Source organism: Ruegeria atlantica (assembly GCF_947495585.1).
GTDB lineage: Bacteria > Pseudomonadota > Alphaproteobacteria > Rhodobacterales > Rhodobacteraceae > Ruegeria > Ruegeria atlantica_G.
Genome location: NZ_CANLZK010000007.1, coordinates 186,488 through 204,464 on the forward strand (window position 1 = coordinate 186,488; position 17,977 = coordinate 204,464).

At 56.5% G+C, this 17,977-nt stretch carries 10 protein-coding genes; 4 read left to right on the plus strand and 6 right to left on the minus strand.

The features are described 5' to 3' along the window. Positions 1–20 precede the first annotated feature (20 nt). Entirely contained in the window at positions 21–1,853 is a 1,833-nt protein-coding gene (gene ilvD / locus QMP16_RS14015; protein WP_282152881.1) for a dihydroxy-acid dehydratase, read from the plus strand. Positions 1,854–1,968: 115 nt separating this feature from the next. Then, on the plus strand, positions 1,969–2,418 hold the full coding sequence (locus tag QMP16_RS14020; protein WP_282152882.1) for an NUDIX hydrolase: 450 nt from the start codon (positions 1,969–1,971) through the stop codon (positions 2,416–2,418). Positions 2,419–2,427: 9 nt separating this feature from the next. Here the strand turns inward: QMP16_RS14020 and QMP16_RS14025 are convergent, their stop codons facing one another. Then, positions 2,428–3,246 (minus strand): sulfotransferase family protein, encoded by an 819-nt coding sequence (locus QMP16_RS14025; protein WP_282152883.1) that lies wholly within the window; start codon positions 3,244–3,246, stop codon positions 2,428–2,430. A 144-nt stretch (positions 3,247–3,390) separates the two neighbouring features. On the opposite strand from QMP16_RS14025, the gene QMP16_RS14030 reads away from it, so the two are divergent. Continuing rightward, complete coding sequence (locus QMP16_RS14030) at positions 3,391–4,968, plus strand: DUF5928 domain-containing protein (RefSeq protein WP_282152884.1); 1,578 nt, start codon at positions 3,391–3,393, stop codon at positions 4,966–4,968. 45 nt (positions 4,969–5,013) lie between these two features. On the opposite strand, the gene amaB is transcribed toward QMP16_RS14030, so the two are convergent. Together amaB and QMP16_RS14040 are read right to left on the minus strand one after the other, a co-directional pair. After that, a complete protein-coding gene (amaB, locus tag QMP16_RS14035) occupies positions 5,014–6,525 on the minus strand; it encodes an L-piperidine-6-carboxylate dehydrogenase (protein WP_432653408.1) in 1,512 nt (503 codons plus the stop codon). Positions 6,526–6,528: 3 nt separating this feature from the next. Beyond that, positions 6,529–7,635 (minus strand): saccharopine dehydrogenase family protein, encoded by a 1,107-nt coding sequence (locus tag QMP16_RS14040; protein ID WP_282152885.1) that lies wholly within the window; start codon positions 7,633–7,635, stop codon positions 6,529–6,531. Between the two features lie 417 nt (positions 7,636–8,052). Between QMP16_RS14040 and QMP16_RS14045 the strand changes: the two genes are divergently transcribed. Beyond that, positions 8,053–11,691, plus strand: a complete 3,639-nt coding sequence (locus QMP16_RS14045; protein WP_282152886.1) for a flavoprotein — start codon at positions 8,053–8,055, stop codon at positions 11,689–11,691. Here the strand turns inward: QMP16_RS14045 and QMP16_RS14050 are convergent. The 3 genes from QMP16_RS14050 to QMP16_RS14060 form a co-directional block, all read right to left on the minus strand. Then, positions 11,688–12,851 carry a hypothetical protein gene (locus tag QMP16_RS14050; RefSeq protein WP_058276568.1) on the minus strand — a complete coding sequence of 388 codons (1,164 nt, stop codon included), beginning with the start codon at positions 12,849–12,851 and terminating at the stop codon, positions 11,688–11,690. The genes QMP16_RS14045 and QMP16_RS14050 overlap by 4 nt on opposite strands. Positions 12,852–12,867: 16 nt before the next feature. Continuing rightward, positions 12,868–16,131, minus strand: coding sequence for an adenylate/guanylate cyclase domain-containing protein (locus tag QMP16_RS14055; protein WP_282152887.1), 3,264 nt, complete (start codon positions 16,129–16,131; stop codon positions 12,868–12,870). 132 nt (positions 16,132–16,263) lie between these two features. Beyond that, complete coding sequence (locus QMP16_RS14060) at positions 16,264–17,973, minus strand: ABC transporter ATP-binding protein (RefSeq protein WP_282152888.1); 1,710 nt, start codon at positions 17,971–17,973, stop codon at positions 16,264–16,266. Between the last annotated feature and the right edge of the window lie 4 nt (positions 17,974–17,977).

Consider the following 17,977-nt stretch of genomic DNA (forward strand, 5'->3'; position numbering starts at 1 on the left):
GGTAATAGGGAAACAGCATCATGCCAATGTACCGATCCAGAACCTCTACCCATGGCCGCAACATGGCCGGTGCCCGCGGCCTGTGGCGCGCCACCGGAATGGGTGACGACGATTTCGGCAAACCGATCATCGCTATCGTCAACTCTTTCACCCAGTTCGTGCCGGGCCACGTGCACCTGAAAGATCTGGGCCAGATGGTCGCGCGCGAGGTTGAAGCCGCTGGAGGTGTTGCGAAAGAGTTCAACACCATCGCGGTCGATGACGGTATTGCCATGGGCCACGACGGCATGCTGTATTCTCTGCCCTCGCGCGAAGTGATTGCGGATTCGGTCGAATATATGGTCAACGCCCACTGCGCTGATGCGATGGTCTGTATCTCGAACTGCGACAAGATCACCCCCGGCATGCTGATGGCCGCCATGCGCCTGAACATCCCGGCGATCTTTGTCTCGGGCGGGCCGATGGAGGCTGGCAAGATCGACATCGCCGATCTGGACGCCAAGAAGATCGATCTGGTTGACGCAATGGTCGCCGCCGCCGACGACAGGTTCACCGACGAACAGGTCAAGCACATCGAAGAGAACGCCTGCCCAACCTGTGGCTCCTGTTCCGGTATGTTCACCGCCAACTCGATGAACTGTCTGGCCGAGGCTCTGGGGCTGGCGCTGCCGGGCAATGGCTCGACCCTGGCCACGCACGCGGACCGCAAAGAGCTGTTCCTTGAGGCCGGTCGTCGGATCGTGGAAATCACCAAACGCCACTACGATCTGGACGAAAAAGGCTTCCTGCCCCGTGAAATCGCCACGTTCGACGCGTTCGAGAACGCGATGTCGCTGGATATTGCCATGGGCGGTTCGACCAACACGGTTTTGCACCTGCTAGCTATCGCGCATGAGGGTGAGGTGCATTTCACCATGACCGACATGGACCGCCTGAGCCGTCAGGTGCCGTGTCTGTGCAAGGTCGCGCCCAATACTGAGAATGTTCATATGGAGGACGTGCACCGCGCCGGTGGCATCTTCTCGATCCTTGGCGAACTTAGCCGCGCCGGACTGCTGCACGAAGATTGCAGCACCGTGCATTCGGCAACAATGGGCGAAGCGATTGCCAATTGGGACATCAAGGTCGCAAACAACCCGGCAGCGCAGGACCTGTTCAAGGCCGCGCCCGGCGGCGTACGCACGACGCAGGCGTTCAGCCAGTCGAACCGGTACAAGGAACTGGACACCGACCGCGAAGGCGGTGTGATCCGGTCCAAGGAACACGCGTTCAGTCAGGATGGCGGTCTGGCGGTTCTGTTCGGCAACATCGCGCGCGAAGGATGTATCGTAAAAACGGCAGGCGTTGATCCCAACAGCCTGACGTTCACCGGCTCTGCCTATGTCTGCGAAAGCCAGGATCAGGCCGTGAACGACATCCTGACCGGCAAGGTCAAAGAGGGCGACGTGGTGGTGATCCGCTACGAAGGCCCGCGCGGCGGTCCGGGGATGCAGGAAATGCTCTATCCGACTTCGTACCTGAAATCCAAAGGTCTGGGCAAAGCCTGCGCCTTGCTGACCGATGGGCGTTTCTCGGGCGGCACATCGGGCCTGTCAATCGGCCACGTTTCACCTGAGGCTGCCGAGGGTGGCGAAATCGGGCTGGTCAAGCAGGGCGACAAGATCGAGATCGACATCCCCAACCGGACCATTCATCTGGCCGTGTCTGACGAAGAACTGGCTGCCCGCCGCGAAGAGCAGGACGAAAAGGGCTGGGTTCCGGCCGCACCGCGCAAGCGCAAGGTTTCGACCGCGCTCAAAGCCTATGCCAAGCTGGCGACAAGTGCCGCGAAAGGTGCCGTGCGCCAAGTCTGACGAAGCGGTTTCCAAACCACCCAAACTGCAATAACTTCAAAGGTCTCGCTAGTTCGTTTAGCGAGGCCTTTTTCTTTTGTATTCAACAACATCCATAGCACAATCGGTGAGAAGCATGACATTCTGGCGCCCGCATAACGGTATCCGTGTCAAAGTCATCGGCTTGCATTGGCGGGGGGACCGCCTTCTTGCTGCCGAAGTCCCAAATGACGACGGTCGCATCAAGGGTGTTCGCCCGTTGGGCGGATCGGTCGAATTCGGCGAAACATGGCGTGACGCGCTGAAACGTGAGTTCCGGGAAGAGCTCGATGTGACGGTTGAAGTCATTGAACAACCGCTGGTGATCGAGAACCTGTACTGGCATGAAGGGCATCAGGGGCATGAGATCATCTTTGTGGCCGAGATTCAGTGCCCCGAGCTTTTGAACTGGCCCGACGCGCCGATTTCATTCACCGAAGACAATGGCCTGAGCTGGACAGCAGGATGGTTCAGTCTGGATGCTCTGGATACCGGCGGCCCAGAGCTATACCCGACCGGCTTGAAAGAGCACCTGATCGATCGCTGACTCATTCGCCTAGTCGCCCAGTTTGGCGTGAACTTCGTCCAGATCAATCTCACCGATTGGCATCTTGTTGCCTGGGTTCTCAAAATCGTATTTGAACAATTCGAAATCGTGTTTGTAGATTTCGTAGACCAGATGCATCGACAGGTCGTCAAAGTAGTCCTCGACCGGATGCGCCCGTTTCGGCCCGTGGCCTTCGGATTCATTGAATCGCGGGATTTCGGACAAATTCACAGAGTGCGGTGTCTCTAACCGATCAAGGACACTTTGCATTCCTTCATTGAACTGCTCAGTCCAGAAAATCTGATCGTACTGCCCACCATTCACGATGAAGGTAGAAACATGCCCGGACATGGCCGACCAGTGAATGTCAGGATCCATCGGGCGGCGCCAGCGGATCGTATCACGTGCAAACAGCAAAAACCGGCGGAAACTGGCGATCTGATCGAACTCACCCTTGCCATCGTCGCCGCCAACTTCGATCCCGTAATTATAGATAAGCGTGGGCACCAAATTGCCCCGATACCGCTTGCCGTTGCGCTGAATGCCGCAGATCTTGTCGAAGAACGAGCTTAGAATTCGGGTGTAGGGATTGCGTACGCAAGTAAAGGCCAAGGACTTGTGATTACGGACATTTCCCGAGATCTGATCCTGACTTGGACCGAAGGCCCATTTGTGCATCCCGTCCTTCGCGTCATGGATATCCCCGTCAAAAAACTGCCCGTTATCCGAATAAAACATGATCTGACCAATGGTAGAACAGGCGCATTTCGGCACCACACGGTAAACCATGCTTTCGCTTTCGGTCATCCATGTACCGGGAAAACCCATCTGCTGTGCCTCCTTTGCTGATCTGGTCTCAAAATTGACGCGCCAGCATTTGAAACCAAAAAACCAAAAATATTCTATTTATTCAATCGCTCATCCTCAGTATCACGGTTGGAAACGGGCAGAAACGGAAAACAATAGGCCAATATGGCAAGAATTGCCTACATATTGCTTTGTCACAAAGACCCTGACGCAATCATCGCGCAGGCCGAGCAACTGACCGCAGCCGGGGATTGCATGGCGATCCACTTTGACGCGCGGGCCAGTGCGGCCGCTTTCGAACGCATTCGCGAGGCTTTGAAAGACAACCCCAATGTCACCTTTGCCAGCAAGCGCATCAAATGCGGCTGGGGGGCGTGGTCATTGGTTCAGGCCACGCTGAATGCCCTGCAGGCCGCTTTGGATGCGTTTCCCCGCGCCACTCATTTCTACATGGTATCGGGTGACTGCATGCCGATCAAATCGGCTGAATACATCCACGACTTTCTGAACCAGCACGACGTTGATTTCGTCGAAAGCCATGATTTTCTGGAAAGCAACTGGATCAAGACCGGCATGGTTGAGGATCGGCTGATCTACCGGCACTATTTCAACGAACGCACACAGGCCAAGCTGTTTTACGGGTCGTACAATCTGCAAAAACGGTTTGGTCTGACGCGCGAGATTCCGTCAGACGTTCAGATAATGATCGGCAGCCAATGGTGGTGCCTGCGCCGCAGGACCATCGAAATGATCCTGGATTTTCTGCAAAAGCGCCCGGATGTGAAACGGTTTTTCTCGACCACCTGGATTCCGGACGAGACCTTTTTTCAAACTCTGGTGCGCCACCTTATCCCCAAAACCGAGATCGACAACCGCACGCCCACATTTCTGATGTTCTCGGATTATGGCATGCCGGTGACGTTCTACAACGATCACTATGACTTGCTTCTATCGCAAGATTACCTGTTCGCCCGCAAGATCAGCCCCGAAGCCCATGAGCTGAAGGACAGGCTGGGTCAGATGTACGCTACCGAAGGGATGACCTTTCACATCTCGGACGAAGGCCGCAACCTGTACAGCTTTCTGACAGGGCGTGGCCGGGTGGGGCGGCGCTATGCGCAACGGTTCTGGGAGGCAGGCAATTCACTGGGCCCCGAGCGCGAAGTGTTTCTGATCGTGAGCAAGAAATGGCATGTTGCCAAGAGGTTGGTGGATCAGATCGTCTCGGAAACCGACATTCCCTGCGTGGAATACCTGTTCAATGAAGAAGACACTTCTTTGCCTGATCTGGGCGGCATTGAATCGTCTCTGGCCAAGCGCACGCGGCACCGGCGCGCGGTGGCGCGCATGCTGTTTGAAAGCTTTGGTTCCAACAAGCTGGTCTTGTGCGTGGATCCCGCAGATCTGGATATCATTCAGGATTTCTGCTCGGTTCAGGCCCGCAGCCATGTTCTGGAAATCGAGTGCGAGTACTCCGACGATTATCTGATCGGCCACGCCCGCCGCGTGGGGTTGGCCGGAGAAAGCAGTCCTCGGGAATCCGTGGCCCGTCTGATCCCAGCACTGCGCAGTTCACTGGTGCACGAATCCGAATTGATCCGCGAGGCAGAGTTCGACGGATACCTGCGTATCCGCGAGACCAACTCAAATATTGAGAATGAGACCGCGATTGCCGAGTTTCTGGGCGTGTCGCTGGACAAGGCGCAAGCCATCATGAGCCTTGACTATCTTTTTGCGGATTAACGCGGATCGTCCAGCGGCGCGCCGAAGCGCCGCTGGATAATTGGTTCAGATATCGAATTTGACGCCCTGCGCCAAAGGCAGCTCAGCCGAGTAGTTCACCGTATTCGTCTGACGACGCATGTAGGCTTTCCACGCGTCCGAGCCGCTTTCGCGCCCACCGCCAGTTTCCTTCTCACCACCGAAGGCCCCGCCGATCTCGGCACCTGACGGGCCGATATTGACGTTGGCGATACCGCAATCCGACCCGGCCGCAGTCAGGAACTGCTCGGCCTCGCGCATATTCAGGGTGAACACGCAAGAGGACAAGCCTTGGGGGACGTCATTCTGCAGCTCAATCGCGTCATCAAAATCGTCATAGCCCATGACGTAGAGGATGGGCGCAAAGGTTTCGGTTTTTACCACCGCCGTCTGGCCTGGCATTTCGACAATGGCCGGTTCCATATAGACACCAGCAGGCACACCCTCGGTCACGCGACGACCACCGTGCACGGCTCCACCTTCGGCCTTGGCAGCCTCAAGCGCTGCGGTCATGGCCGTGCCCGAGGCTTCGTCTACCAACGGGCCAATCAACGTGCCTTCGACCAGTGGGTTGCCGATGGGCAATCCCGCATAGGCTTTTTTAAGACGGTCCACCAGTTCTTCGCGGATCGAGTTATGTACGATCAGGCGGCGCAGCGTGGTACAGCGCTGACCGGCCGTTCCTACGGCCGAGAACACAACCGCACGGACAGCCATTTCCAGATCGGCCGAAGGACCAACGATCATTGCATTGTTGCCGCCCAGCTCCAGAATGCACTTGCCAAAACGCTGTGCTACGATAGGTGCCACGGCGCGCCCCATACGGGTGGACCCGGTGGCCGAAATAACCGGAACGTCTTCGCTTGCGACCAAGGCCTCGCCCAGCGCCGCACCACCGATCAGGGTTTGCAGCAGGTTGTCCGGCGCATCGCCAAACCGGGCCAGCGCGCGTTCAAAGATTTTCTGGCAGGCCATCGCGGTCAGCGGCGATTTCTCGGACGGCTTCCAGATCACCGGATCACCGCAAACCAGCGCCAGTGCCGCATTCCACGACCAAACCGCTACCGGGAAGTTGAAGGCCGAGATCACCCCGACCGGGCCTGCCGGATGCCACGCCTCCATCATCCGGTGACCCGGACGTTCCGACGCAATGGTCAGACCATACAATTGACGCGAAAGACCGACCGCAAAGTCACAGATATCGATCATCTCCTGCACTTCGCCCAAGCCTTCGGATGTGATCTTACCGGCTTCCCAACTCACCAAAGCACCCAGATCGTCCTTGGCAGCGCGCAGTTCCTCTCCCAACAGGCGGATCAGCTCGCCCCGGCGTGGGGCCGGTACTGTCCGCCATTCTTTGAACGCCGTTTTAGAACGGGCAAAGATGGCGTCCATGTCGGCAACGGGTGTTTCATGCACGTCGGCCAGCACGCTGCCATCAATCGGAGACGTCACTTTGAGCGTGCCGCCGGTCAGTTCGACCTCGGTCAGATCCAGATTGGCGAGGGTTGTTTGGGCTGTCATCACGATGTCTTTCATATCTCAGGCCGCCTTGTTCTGTTCGGTTACATCACCGGCGCGATAGAGCCGGCCAAATTCGGTGTTCAGGAAGTCGGACAGGTTCACCTGTTCCTGCCGGACAAAGCCATTCGCAGGCAGCACGCCGGTCCGCATCAGATCAACCACGCCCAGAACGCCTGCGGCGGTGGTGACCTGAATGGCACTCCAGACCTGCCCGTTGATCGTGCGGGCAAAGCTTTTGTTGATCAGGGATTTCTCGCGCAGCGCGCCGTCGATCATGCCCTTTGCGGTGCAATAGACCAAAACCACATCCTGATCGGTGCGCGGCAGCGCGGTCTCAAAAATATCCTTCAACAGGTCGCGGCGATGTTCCAGGCCAAGGTCCTTGAGAAGCAGTTTCAGGATATCGCAATGGCCCGGATACCGGATCGAACGGTAAGACACCGCACGCGCCTTGCCGTCCAGTGTTTCGGGCAAAGTGCCCAACCCGCCAGAGGTGTTGAAGCATTCGTATTCCACCCCGTCATGGCCAAGCAGTTCGTAATCTTCCAGCGGGGCGGTTTTGACACGTTCACCATTCACGATGGCATCGCAAGGGTTGCAGTATTCGTTGATCAACCCGTCGGTGGACCAGGTCAGATTGTATTTCAACGCGTTGGTTGGATAGAGCGGTAGCGCCCCTACCCGCATATGCAGGCTGTCGATTTCATCGAATTCCGCCGCCAGCGATGCCCCCGCGATACCGACAAAACCCGGTGCCAGACCACATTGCGGCATGAACGCCGTATCACTGCCTTGTGCCAAGTCACGCACTGCATTGGTCGCCGCGACATCTTCGGTCAGGTCAAAATAATGCGCACCAGCGGTCTTGGCCGCTTTGGCAATCTTCGGCGTCAGAAAGAACGGGGCGGCTGAGATCACGGCATCGAACCCACCCAGGCCTTCGGTCAGTTGCGTTTCGTCGCTCACATCGATCTGCCGGGTCGAAATGCCCTGCTTGTTCAATGCTGATAACGCAGCCAAATCCCGGTCGGCCACTGTGACCGAGTAATTGGCCGATGACTTCAGCAAGGTCGCGATCATCTGACCGATCTTGCCTGCCCCGATGACACAAATGTTCCAGCTCAAAACACGCCTCCTCTTTCGTTTTTGAAAGTATGAGGCCGCTTCTGTCCGAAACGCAGGGGCAATCTTGACGAAATCGTGGTTATGCTTGTCAGATTGACAAGAATTTTGTCAATTCGTCGTACCACCTGTGCGAGATTCCGCGCTCGGCGGCACGATGAACGACATGATCACCCTATGGCTGCAACGCAATTGGCCCAATCAACAACGCCAGTGATTTTTATATTCAGATATTATACAGTGCGCTCAATTGGACCCTTTTGTTCGCGCATATCAATGTGTTCAATCGGTCCGCCCAGCGCGGGAAATTACGTCAGGCCGGTCTTTTATTCAGTATGACCGATGGGTGCCTGACCCAAAAACAAGCTTCTGCGTTGGGTCTTTGACAATTTTCACGGCGAAGTTCAGGGGGGACAAGACGTGCCTAAAGATCCAATTGAAAGCTCACAATCATTCAATCCATCCCAAGACGATCTGAAATTGATAGATGAGGTCCTGCCATCCAAGGACCCATCAGTCATTCATTCGAAATTCGAGTTCTACGAAGTATCCGAAGAGATGGTCCTGCCCTCTGAGGGCATGTTTGTGGTCCTTGGCGGCATGGTTCAGCTCCGGCAGGACAAAGCGGTTCTGGCGACCGCAGACAGCGGGGACTATTTTTACGAAGAACATCTCGAAATCGAGGACATTCCCGTCAGTCTTCAGGCCCTGGCCACTCCGGGCACCCGGTTGGCCTATCTGCCCAAACACCAATGGAAGGCAATCCCGAAAAAGATCAAAGATGCCTGTGAAGATACGCTATTTGGCGATCTGGTCAGCGTGCATCTGAAAAACTATCAACAGCCGATCAATTGCTGCAGCGTGACTGCGGCAGCCCTTAGCATGTCGGCGCTTGGATTCAGCTACGAAGTCAACGACATCTTTCGCGAATGCGGCTTGCCAACCTCGTTTGTCGTAAACGACGGAATATCGCTGGGCGAACTTTTCGATGTTGCCTGCACATTCATCCATACTCAGGACCTGCGCGATGTCATTCAGGTGCAAGCCTATTTCATGGATGAGGCCACGACATCCGTGGATCTGCTGCTTGAGGCAATAGACGAATCCAATCGGCTGGGTGGAAAGAACGATATCCTTGTGGCGAACTTTCAAGTCGGTGTCGCACATGGCAAGGAGAACATGCCGGGCGGCCATTTTGCCATTATCGCAAAGTGCAACCCAAGCACCGGCCTTGTGCATATGATGGACGTTCACCCGGAAAAGTACGGCAAGCTATGGGTGACAACCATTGATCGACTGTGGGCCGGGATGACCGACCGCGATGGAACATCGATGCGATCACGGGGGATGCTGCGGTTTTCGGCGCTAGACGCTGTCAAAACATACCTGCAAACCCTGAAGCAGGACTGCAATTATGTCGACAGTACGCAATACCTGGCCAAGGACCCCAAAATGCGGCGCAACCTGTTCAGGCGGGCCAGCCCGAACATGAACTCGATGGGCGTTCTTGCGGAAAGCCTGGCCATCCTTGGGGATGAACAGGTTGACGAGGATAAACTGCTAAGGGCAACGCAAACCGATTTGGCCGAAGCGCTTAGCCGTGTGTCGACAGCCCGGGAAATGCACGCGATGGCGCAACGGTACCTAAGTCAGGAACCGGACGTGCATCTGGGCAGCTCTTTCCGCAGCTATGCCAATCGTTCGGACAAAAGCATCAGATCACCCGAAGACTGGTTCCGCTACCAATTGCTAGGCCTGAACGAACACAAAGATTGTCGTCATCTGATGATCAATATCGATTTCAATAAGGTACTGGGGTCTGAGGTCATTTGTCCCCCAAAGAATGCGTTCCGTGAAACGGCCCTGTTGGAGGAGTTCTGGTGCCTGTGTATCGCTTATAAAGAGGTAACCGATATGGTGACGGTTGTGGACATGAGCCCCGCAACCTCACAGGTATGGCAGGCACCGCGCGGGCATCTGTTCCGCGGCCTTCGGGACCTCAAGGACCCGGCCTTGCTCGTGATCGAAAAACACGATCCGCCCGAAGACCCCAGCGATGTAGATCAGATCGTCAAAAACAACCCGCTTGTTCTTTTTTATGCGGATGAAGACCCCTGGTCCTACATGCTGCGCAGTATCCTGGCCAATATCGGCATCACCGACATCAAGCTGATTGATGTCGAAGGGCACGGTGCAAATGTTATGAAAATGCGCCGGCAACTGATCGCCCGAACCGGCAAGGAAACCGTTCCGTATCTGTTTTTCAATGGCGTTTGTCTGGGCCGGCGAAACGACATCGTGGACAGTATCCTGAAAGGTGAATTTCAGAAGGACGTGGAAAAGGCCGGGTTGCCGGTTCTGCTGCGTCATGAATCCCCCAGCTTGGACAAAAACATCTTTGGGTACCCCAAGGGCGGACTGACCGATGCCCCCAGCGAAAAGCGCAACGTGTTGCTGTGTGCTTGCGGATCATCGGCAGCGGACAAGGTGCCGCAACTGGTGAAGAAAATCACAGATGCCGGCCACAATGTGAAACTGATCCCTTCAGTGTCCGCTGAAAGGTTCTTTCGCGATATTGAGATTGAAGCGGATGTCGAGATTGAAAGGGGATATGAGCCCGAGAAGGTCGAGGACTATATCTCTCACAACGACTATTACCGCGACGACGACGAATGGAACTTCCGCTACACCAAGTTCGGCATGCCGCTGCGAGCCTCGCATCTTGCGTTGTGTGATTGGGCCGATTGCGTGATCGTGGCGCCCGTGACCTGCAATACAATGGGCAAGATCGCCAATGGGATTGCCGACAACCTTCTGACCTCGGTCTTTGTCGCCTGGCAGTACCGGAACAAACCGGCGATCCTTTGCCCGGCGTGTAACACCAACATGTGGAACAACGTCACAACCCAAAGGAATGTCGAAAAGCTGCGCGATCTGGGTGTTGATCTGGTCGGTCCCCGCAAAGGGCGATTGTCGAACGGCATGATGGGGATCGGTATGATGGCCACCCCGGACCAGATCATGGAAGTTTTGGACGAAGCGTTCGAGGAACTGGCCGATCAGGAACACAACATCTGCAAATGGGCGCAAGAGGCCGCAGCTTCGGATGAGTTCGCGCAATGGCGCCGTGTTTTCGACGCGATTGAAAACGGGATGGCCGGGATCGACATCGTGGATGAGCACAATGGCGATACGCTGTTGCATTACGCAGCTGGCGGCGAAGGTGAGTTGCATGAAAACGGAAAGGGCTTGGGCAAACCTGACATTGAGGCCGCGCGAGAGCTGATACGGCGCGGCATCAACGTGAATGCGACCAATGACCATGGGTTTACCAGCCTGCACGTGGCGGTGATGAACAACTCGGTTGATATGGTCAAAACACTGTTGGCCGCAGATGGCATTGACGCAAGTTCGTGCATCCACTTCCTGCAAAGCCCCAAAAACGCCGAGGACGTCAATGAAGCCAAAATCTCGAGTGAAGTGCTGGCCATGCTCGATGACTGGGCCAACAGCCACACGCTTGCGGAGATCGAGGAAGAGAACGAAGACGATGTCGTAGATGACCGTGAACGTACCTATCTCTACTTCACCTATGGCTCGTTGAAGAAAGGCTTCCCAAACCACGAAGCCCACGCAGATGTGCTGGATGATTTCGTTGGCAAGGCCGTGACCCGACAGCGAATGCCCCTAATCGTGCCGCATGAGCCGCATTGCGATAATCCGAATTGTGGTTACCTGCATCGGATGGCCACGCTGGTCGACCAGAAAGGCCGTGGCAAACCGATCCACGGAGAGGTGTATCGGGTGACTTCGTCCGGTATGAAAGAACTCGACAAGCTCGAAGGTTTTCACGGACCCGGATCACCCGAGAATGTCTATGTCCGCAAGCGGATCAACGTGCTGATCGAGGGCGTAATGAAACCCGCATATGCCTATGTGATCGCGCAGCCCACCAAGTATCTGGATCAGTTGGAGAAGGGCGCAGCCGGGGTTGTCGGGGAATACACGCTGGACATGGCCACAGGCACATTAAAACCCGGATGGCAGCCGCCCGCCTAGTTTTGAACCTGTATCCCGACCTCATCCTTAGGGCTGTCCTTGAGGCTGAGGTTATAGGCCGTGATGATCACCATGCACGACAGGACAAAGGGCCAGAAACAAGCCTTAGGAATCAGGTTGTCTTTATAGTGGATGAACCACAGGGACGGCACGGCCTCGGCTGCAAAGAAGTAGGTGTTTACCGACACTGCCAGCAGCAGGAAATACATCAGGAAAAAGAACGATTCCATGTAGATCACAGGCGATCCAGCGAACCCTTCACGCAATTGTACATGCGCCAGCAGGATCACAAAAAACAGGACTGAGCAGGTGCCGATAACGCTGGACGTACTGAAATCGTGCCGTTCCACCAGATTGGGGCGTCGCGTGACTGTCATGACAGCCCCGAACAGCAGCATCGTCACAACAATCAGGGGGATCATGTGGACGATAAAAGCATTCGCAAAGTTCCGTTTGATGACGAAATTATAGTGCAGCTCAGGCAGGTTGGTCTGATATTCGTTCTTGCCGATGCCAAGGGTCGTATCCAGATCTGACAGCCGGTAGTCGAAATAGGTGTTTTCACGCTCCCACGTTCCCATGACGATCCGGTTGTCGATGCCAAAGATATCGTTCGGCCCCGTGGCCGGATAGGCCGAAAAGTCAGGGATTAGAGCCACATTTACGTCAAACTCACCCGGCCAGAAACGGACCCAGACGGTTTTGTGGTCAAACGGATAACTGGTATAGTCAAAGGCCTGGCGCAAGGTTTGTTCAAAGTACCAGCCGATCAACTCGGACCCGCCCTGATCTATCCTGTAGGCCTCTTCAATCAGGCCACTCGCTGCCTCGGCAGCTTCCGGCAGGATGAACCCCACTTCACCTTCAGCCGGCTTGATGGCGTCATGCACACCGTCCTCATAATGCTGCCAAATATAGCCGCTGACATGCACATCACTGGCACCGGTAAAACTGAAGGATTTGATAAATATGCCAGTTTTGACCTGATAGCTTGGCAAATTTGGAAGGTCTTGCAGGTAAGCGTCGACTGACGCCTGATCTGGCAATTGCGTCGGATCCTCGTCGAAATGGTTCAGTTCAATCCAGAGTTTGAACAGAACAAGGGCCAGACCCAGCGTAACAAAACCCGAGATCAGCCAGACTTTCTTTTCTATGCTCATTCAGCCCCTCACCTGATTAGTCCAGCGGCCCGACCAGCGATTGTTTGATGCCCAGGTTCTGAAATCGCGTCTTCAACTCATCGAACCCTTCATGTGCCGTCAAAGGAATGCCCCAACCCCCGCATTCAGCCAGTGTTCGAGCCTGCAAGATCGACAGGTCGACCATCGGCAAGGGCTCATCCGCTGTGAAATCAGCCAAGGCATCTGCGTACCGCGTGGCTTCGTCCCACTGCTTTTGCGCCAGCATGACGGCAGCGGCGTCCGTATAGAAATGCAGGTGGCTATGGCCAACACAGCCTTCGGCGATGATCTTCTCGCCAAGCTTTAGGTTTTCATCCTGCGCAGTTGGGTCCTCTTCGGCCATGGCCAAAGCTGACAGCGCTTTTGGTCCGACAAAATTCCGACCGTGTTCAAGGGCAATGTCGACCGCGCGGCGACCGGTTTCGCGCGCCTGTTCCAGTTGTCCGGCATAGACCTGCGTGCGGGCAAGGTGTTCCAGCGCCTGCGCCTCAAGGCGTTTCGCGCCAACGCGGTTCGCGATCTCGGCGGACAGGGTAAAGACGTCCAGCGCCTGATCTATTTCCCCTAAAAAAGTGTGCGCCACACCCAAACAAGTTTGTGCCACGCATTCCGGAACAAAGGCAAAATACTTCTGTGACACCTCGATGGCTTCCTGCGCATCCAACTTTCCTTGCGCTACATCGCCGGTATAGCTGCGTGCGACGCTCAGATTGTGCAGGTTCGCTGCCAAATCGCGGACCAAACCCTTTTCCCGCGCCCGTTCGACCGCCTGCGTGTAGAACCCCGTTGCGGTCTGCATCGTGGCATTCATGAAATTGGCGTCGCCAAATCCACTGAGCGCGCCAACTTCAAGTCGTGCGGATTCAAGCTTTCTGGCCAGTGTTAGAGCCTTTTCATTACTCTCAAGCGCTTTTGTCACTTGCCCCAGCGGGAAGTATACATTGCCGCGCACATAGTTGATCTGGGCAATGTCGCGGTCAGACCCGCAGCGTTCCGCAGCCGCCTCGGCAATGTCCAGACTTTCCAGTGCTTCCTGGTACAGGCTGGCCTGCCGCGCGGCCTGCGCCAGGCCGATTTGCGCCCGGCAGATTTGTTCATCCGTTTCGGCCAGTTCTGCGGCTTCTTTGAATTCACGCAGGGCATCATTGGACAGGCCCTGCAACCGGTGCGTCTCACCCCGGGCGCACAGCAGATCAAAGCGAACCCCTGCAGGTGCTGGTAGTTCCAGCGCCCGTTCGATCAACGGGCTGGCATCGTCGAACTGAAAGACCTGTATCAGCTTGTCCGCGGCTTCCAGATATGCCTGGGCCGCATGGGTTGCACCCGCGCGATCCAGATGCTGTGCCCGCAGGGTGGCGTCACGGTCCTCAAACCAACTCGCGGCCTGACGATGCAGACGCGCGCGTTCGGATTTCACCAAAGTTGCATAAGATCCGTCGCGGATCAGCGCGTGCGCAAACATCAGATCGGCCTCAGCCTCGCGGATCAGGGCCGAGCGGATCAGGGTCGAGGTATCCAGATGCCCTTCGCCCAGAACAAAATTCAAAACTTCGGGCGAGAACCTCTGCCCCAGCACGGATGCCGCTTGAATCGACGTCCGGCTGGTCCGGTCCAGCGAATCCAGACGGGACTGAACAATGCCCTGAATGCTGCCGGGAACGGATTCCTGTTTCAGCACATCGATATTGCGCAATAACTGCTCAAGAAACAGCGGATTGCCCCCGGCGCGTTTCACGCAGGCGTCTAACAGTTCAGGATCGATCCCGGTGAACTCTTCGACCAGTTGTCGGGCTTGTTCGTCCCCCATCGGCGCCAGTTCCAGCTTGGATATCAGGGCACCATCCGTCGCAAGTTGCCATTCGCGGTCGATCGGATCGCCTTCCACGCGGCTGGTCATTAGCAACACGCAGGGCAGATTACGTGTCATCGCCGCGATATGGGCGCAAGCTGTCAGGATCTCGGGTGAAGCCCAGTGGATATCCTCGATATGGATCAACAAAGGCGTTTCCTGGCTGCGGGCCGAAATCAGGTCGTCGATGACCTGACGCCGCCCCCGCAGACGGGTTGCATTGTCCATCACCGCATAGACCTCGGCCAGACCGGGGTCTTGTTCAAGCTCAAGCAGCGCATTCAGATGCGCGGCATTCGCCGCTGTTACCCAACCCTTGCTAATTGCATCCTTCGCGACAGATGCACAGGTTTCCGTATCATCCGTCGGCTCCAGCCCCAGAATACTGCGTGTCACGGATTGGATAGCTGAATGCCCCTCGCGCGCGCCGAAATCCATGACCACGCCATTGTGGACGGAATAGGACAGGCTGTCGGCCAGCTCAGCCACCTGTTCGGACAGGTGCGTTTTGCCGATGCCCGGCTCGCCCAGTACGATATGGACTTCACCCTTACCGTGCCGCTGGCATCGATCGAACGTTGCCGAAAACAGGGACAGCTCTCGCTCGCGGCCCACAAAGCGATGCCTGCGCGACCGGATGTTGCGCGCCATCCGGTCCAGCCGCCACAGCTCAACCGGATCACCAAGGCCTTTAATCGCCTTTTCGCCCATCGATTCACCGACGAAAAGCGGCCCTAACGCACGCTGAATGTCATGTGAAACCAGAGTTTCCCCCGGCGCTGCCATGTCGGTGATGCGCGACGCCAGGTTCACACCATCACCTGTCACAGTGTATTCCGTATGGGCCTGACTGCCTGTCGTACTGGCAATCACCTGTCCTGATGCAATCCCGATATGGCAGGTCAGCGGAGGGTTCAGGCCGGGCAGAACCGTGTGAATTTCCAGCGCGGCCCGTGCGGCTCGTTCGGTATCATTCGTGTGCGAGATTGGCGCGCCGAACACGGCCATGACCGCATCGCCAATATGCTTGTCGATCCGGCCACCGTATTTTTCGACGACCTTGTCCACCCTGGTGAAAAACGCGTTGAGCAGCGCGTGCATGTCTTCGGCATCCAGTTCGCTGGTCAACCGGGTAAAACCGGTCAGATCGGCGAACATGACTGTCACCTGGCGCTTCGCAGGCTCCAGCGATTCCTCAGGGTGAAATGGCGGGGCGGTTTCGAACGTCTCAAGCTCGGCAATCGCGCGCAAAAGCCGCCGGCGGTCGCCGACAGCAGTGACTCCGATTTCGATCAGGTCTTCACCCGTCAAATCGGGTAAAATTCCAAAATCAATTTTGTTATCCAAAAAGGCCTGCGCGTAGTCAGATAATCCAAGTGCGCTTAGCCAGTCCCTAAGGTCCTGAGACATTTCGCCCCTCTGAAGCCCCCAACTCCAAAGACAGACGTAGCACAACAGACCCGGATGAGTCTGCAAAGTTTGAATATTTTAATGTATATGCACACCCAATTGCCCGCGAGACGGGCAATTGGGTTTTTGGAATTAGGTCTCGGCCTCTAGCCCGTCCGTCGACAGATCGTCCAGTTTCGGCATTAACCGCAGCAGCTCGTTTGCATATTCGGTCTGCGGGTTGGCGAAGAGTTCGTTGGTTTCTTGAAGTTCAACCACCTTGCCCTGCTTCATCACGGCCACCCGATCACACATCTGACGCACCACCGGCAGGTCGTGGCTGATAAACAGCAGCGTCAGGCCCAGATGTTCCTGCAAATCTTTCAGGATGTTCAGGATTTGCGCCTGAATTGACACGTCCAGGGCGCTGGTCGGTTCGTCACAGATCAGGAACCGCGGCTGCGTTGCCAGCGCGCGGGCAATCGAGATCCGCTGTCGCTGACCGCCCGAGAATTCGTGCGGGTATTTCAGCCCGGCCTCATGGCCCAGCCCGACCTGATCCAACAGCTCGTCCACGCGGCGCTTGATGTCAGACCCTTCCATCAGCTTGTGATGGCGGATCGGTTCGGCCACGATGTCGTCAACTCGCATCCGCGGGTTCAGCGACGAATAAGGGTCCTGAAAGATCATCTGAATGTTTTTGCGATACGCATCCAGCGCGGCCCTGTTGGTCAGATCACTGACCACCTGACCGTCAAAGGTGATCGTACCGCCATCAACCGGGTACAACCCCGCGATCATCCGCGCGATAGTGGACTTGCCCGAACCGGATTCACCCACCACCCCGAACACCTCACCCGCACGAATGTCGAAGCTTACGTCGTCAACGGCGGTGAAATAAGTGCGGTCCCACGGCAGCAAGCCTTTGCGCTGCAGGAACTTCTTGGTCAGATTGCGGATTTCGAACACCGGTTTGCTGGTGTCGTTGTCCACCTTGGGCCAGTGCCGGGCCATATCCTCGATGGCAAAACGGGTCTCACGCCCGCCATAGCTGATCTGCGGAAAGCGGTGCAGTTTCAGGGTCGGGCGCGGAACAGCGGCGATCAGTGACTTGGTGTATTCGTGCGTGGGCTGACCCATGACCTGCGAGGTCGGGCCGGTTTCCACCACCTTGCCCGCATACATGACCGTCACCTTGTCCGTGGTATCCGCAATCACGCCCATGTCGTGAGTGATCAGGATAACCCCGACCTGCCGTTCCAGCGCCAGCTCTTTGATCAGGTCTAGAATCTGCGCCTGAACGGACACGTCCAGCGCCGTGGTCGGTTCATCCGCGATAATCACGTCCGGCTCGGTGCACAGCGCAAGAGCGATGACAACACGCTGCCGCATTCCGCCCGAAAACTGGTGGGGATACTGGTCCAGCCGCGTGTCCGGATCAGGAATACCAACCCGGTCGATCAGATCACGGGCGCGCTGGTTCGCCTCGGCATCCGTGCCGCCCAGATGGGCCTGGATCGTCTCGGTCAGTTGTTCGCGCACGGTAAACAACGGGTTCAGCGAGGTCAGAGGATCCTGGAAGATCATCGAGATTTTCTTGCCACGCAGGCCGCGCATTGCGACGGCATCCAGACCGCTGATCTGGTCACCGCTCAGCTTGATGGTGCCGCTGGCAATCCGGCCGGGCCGGTCCAGCAGACCCATGATGGCCGCTCCGATTGTGGATTTGCCCGCACCGGATTCGCCCACCAGACCGTGGATCTCGCCCGGTTCAACGGACAGGTCCACGTGGTCCACGGCGGTAAACAGTTGGCGGCGCGTTGGGAATTCGACCGTCAGGTCGTTGATCGTCAGAAGGCTCATGTAA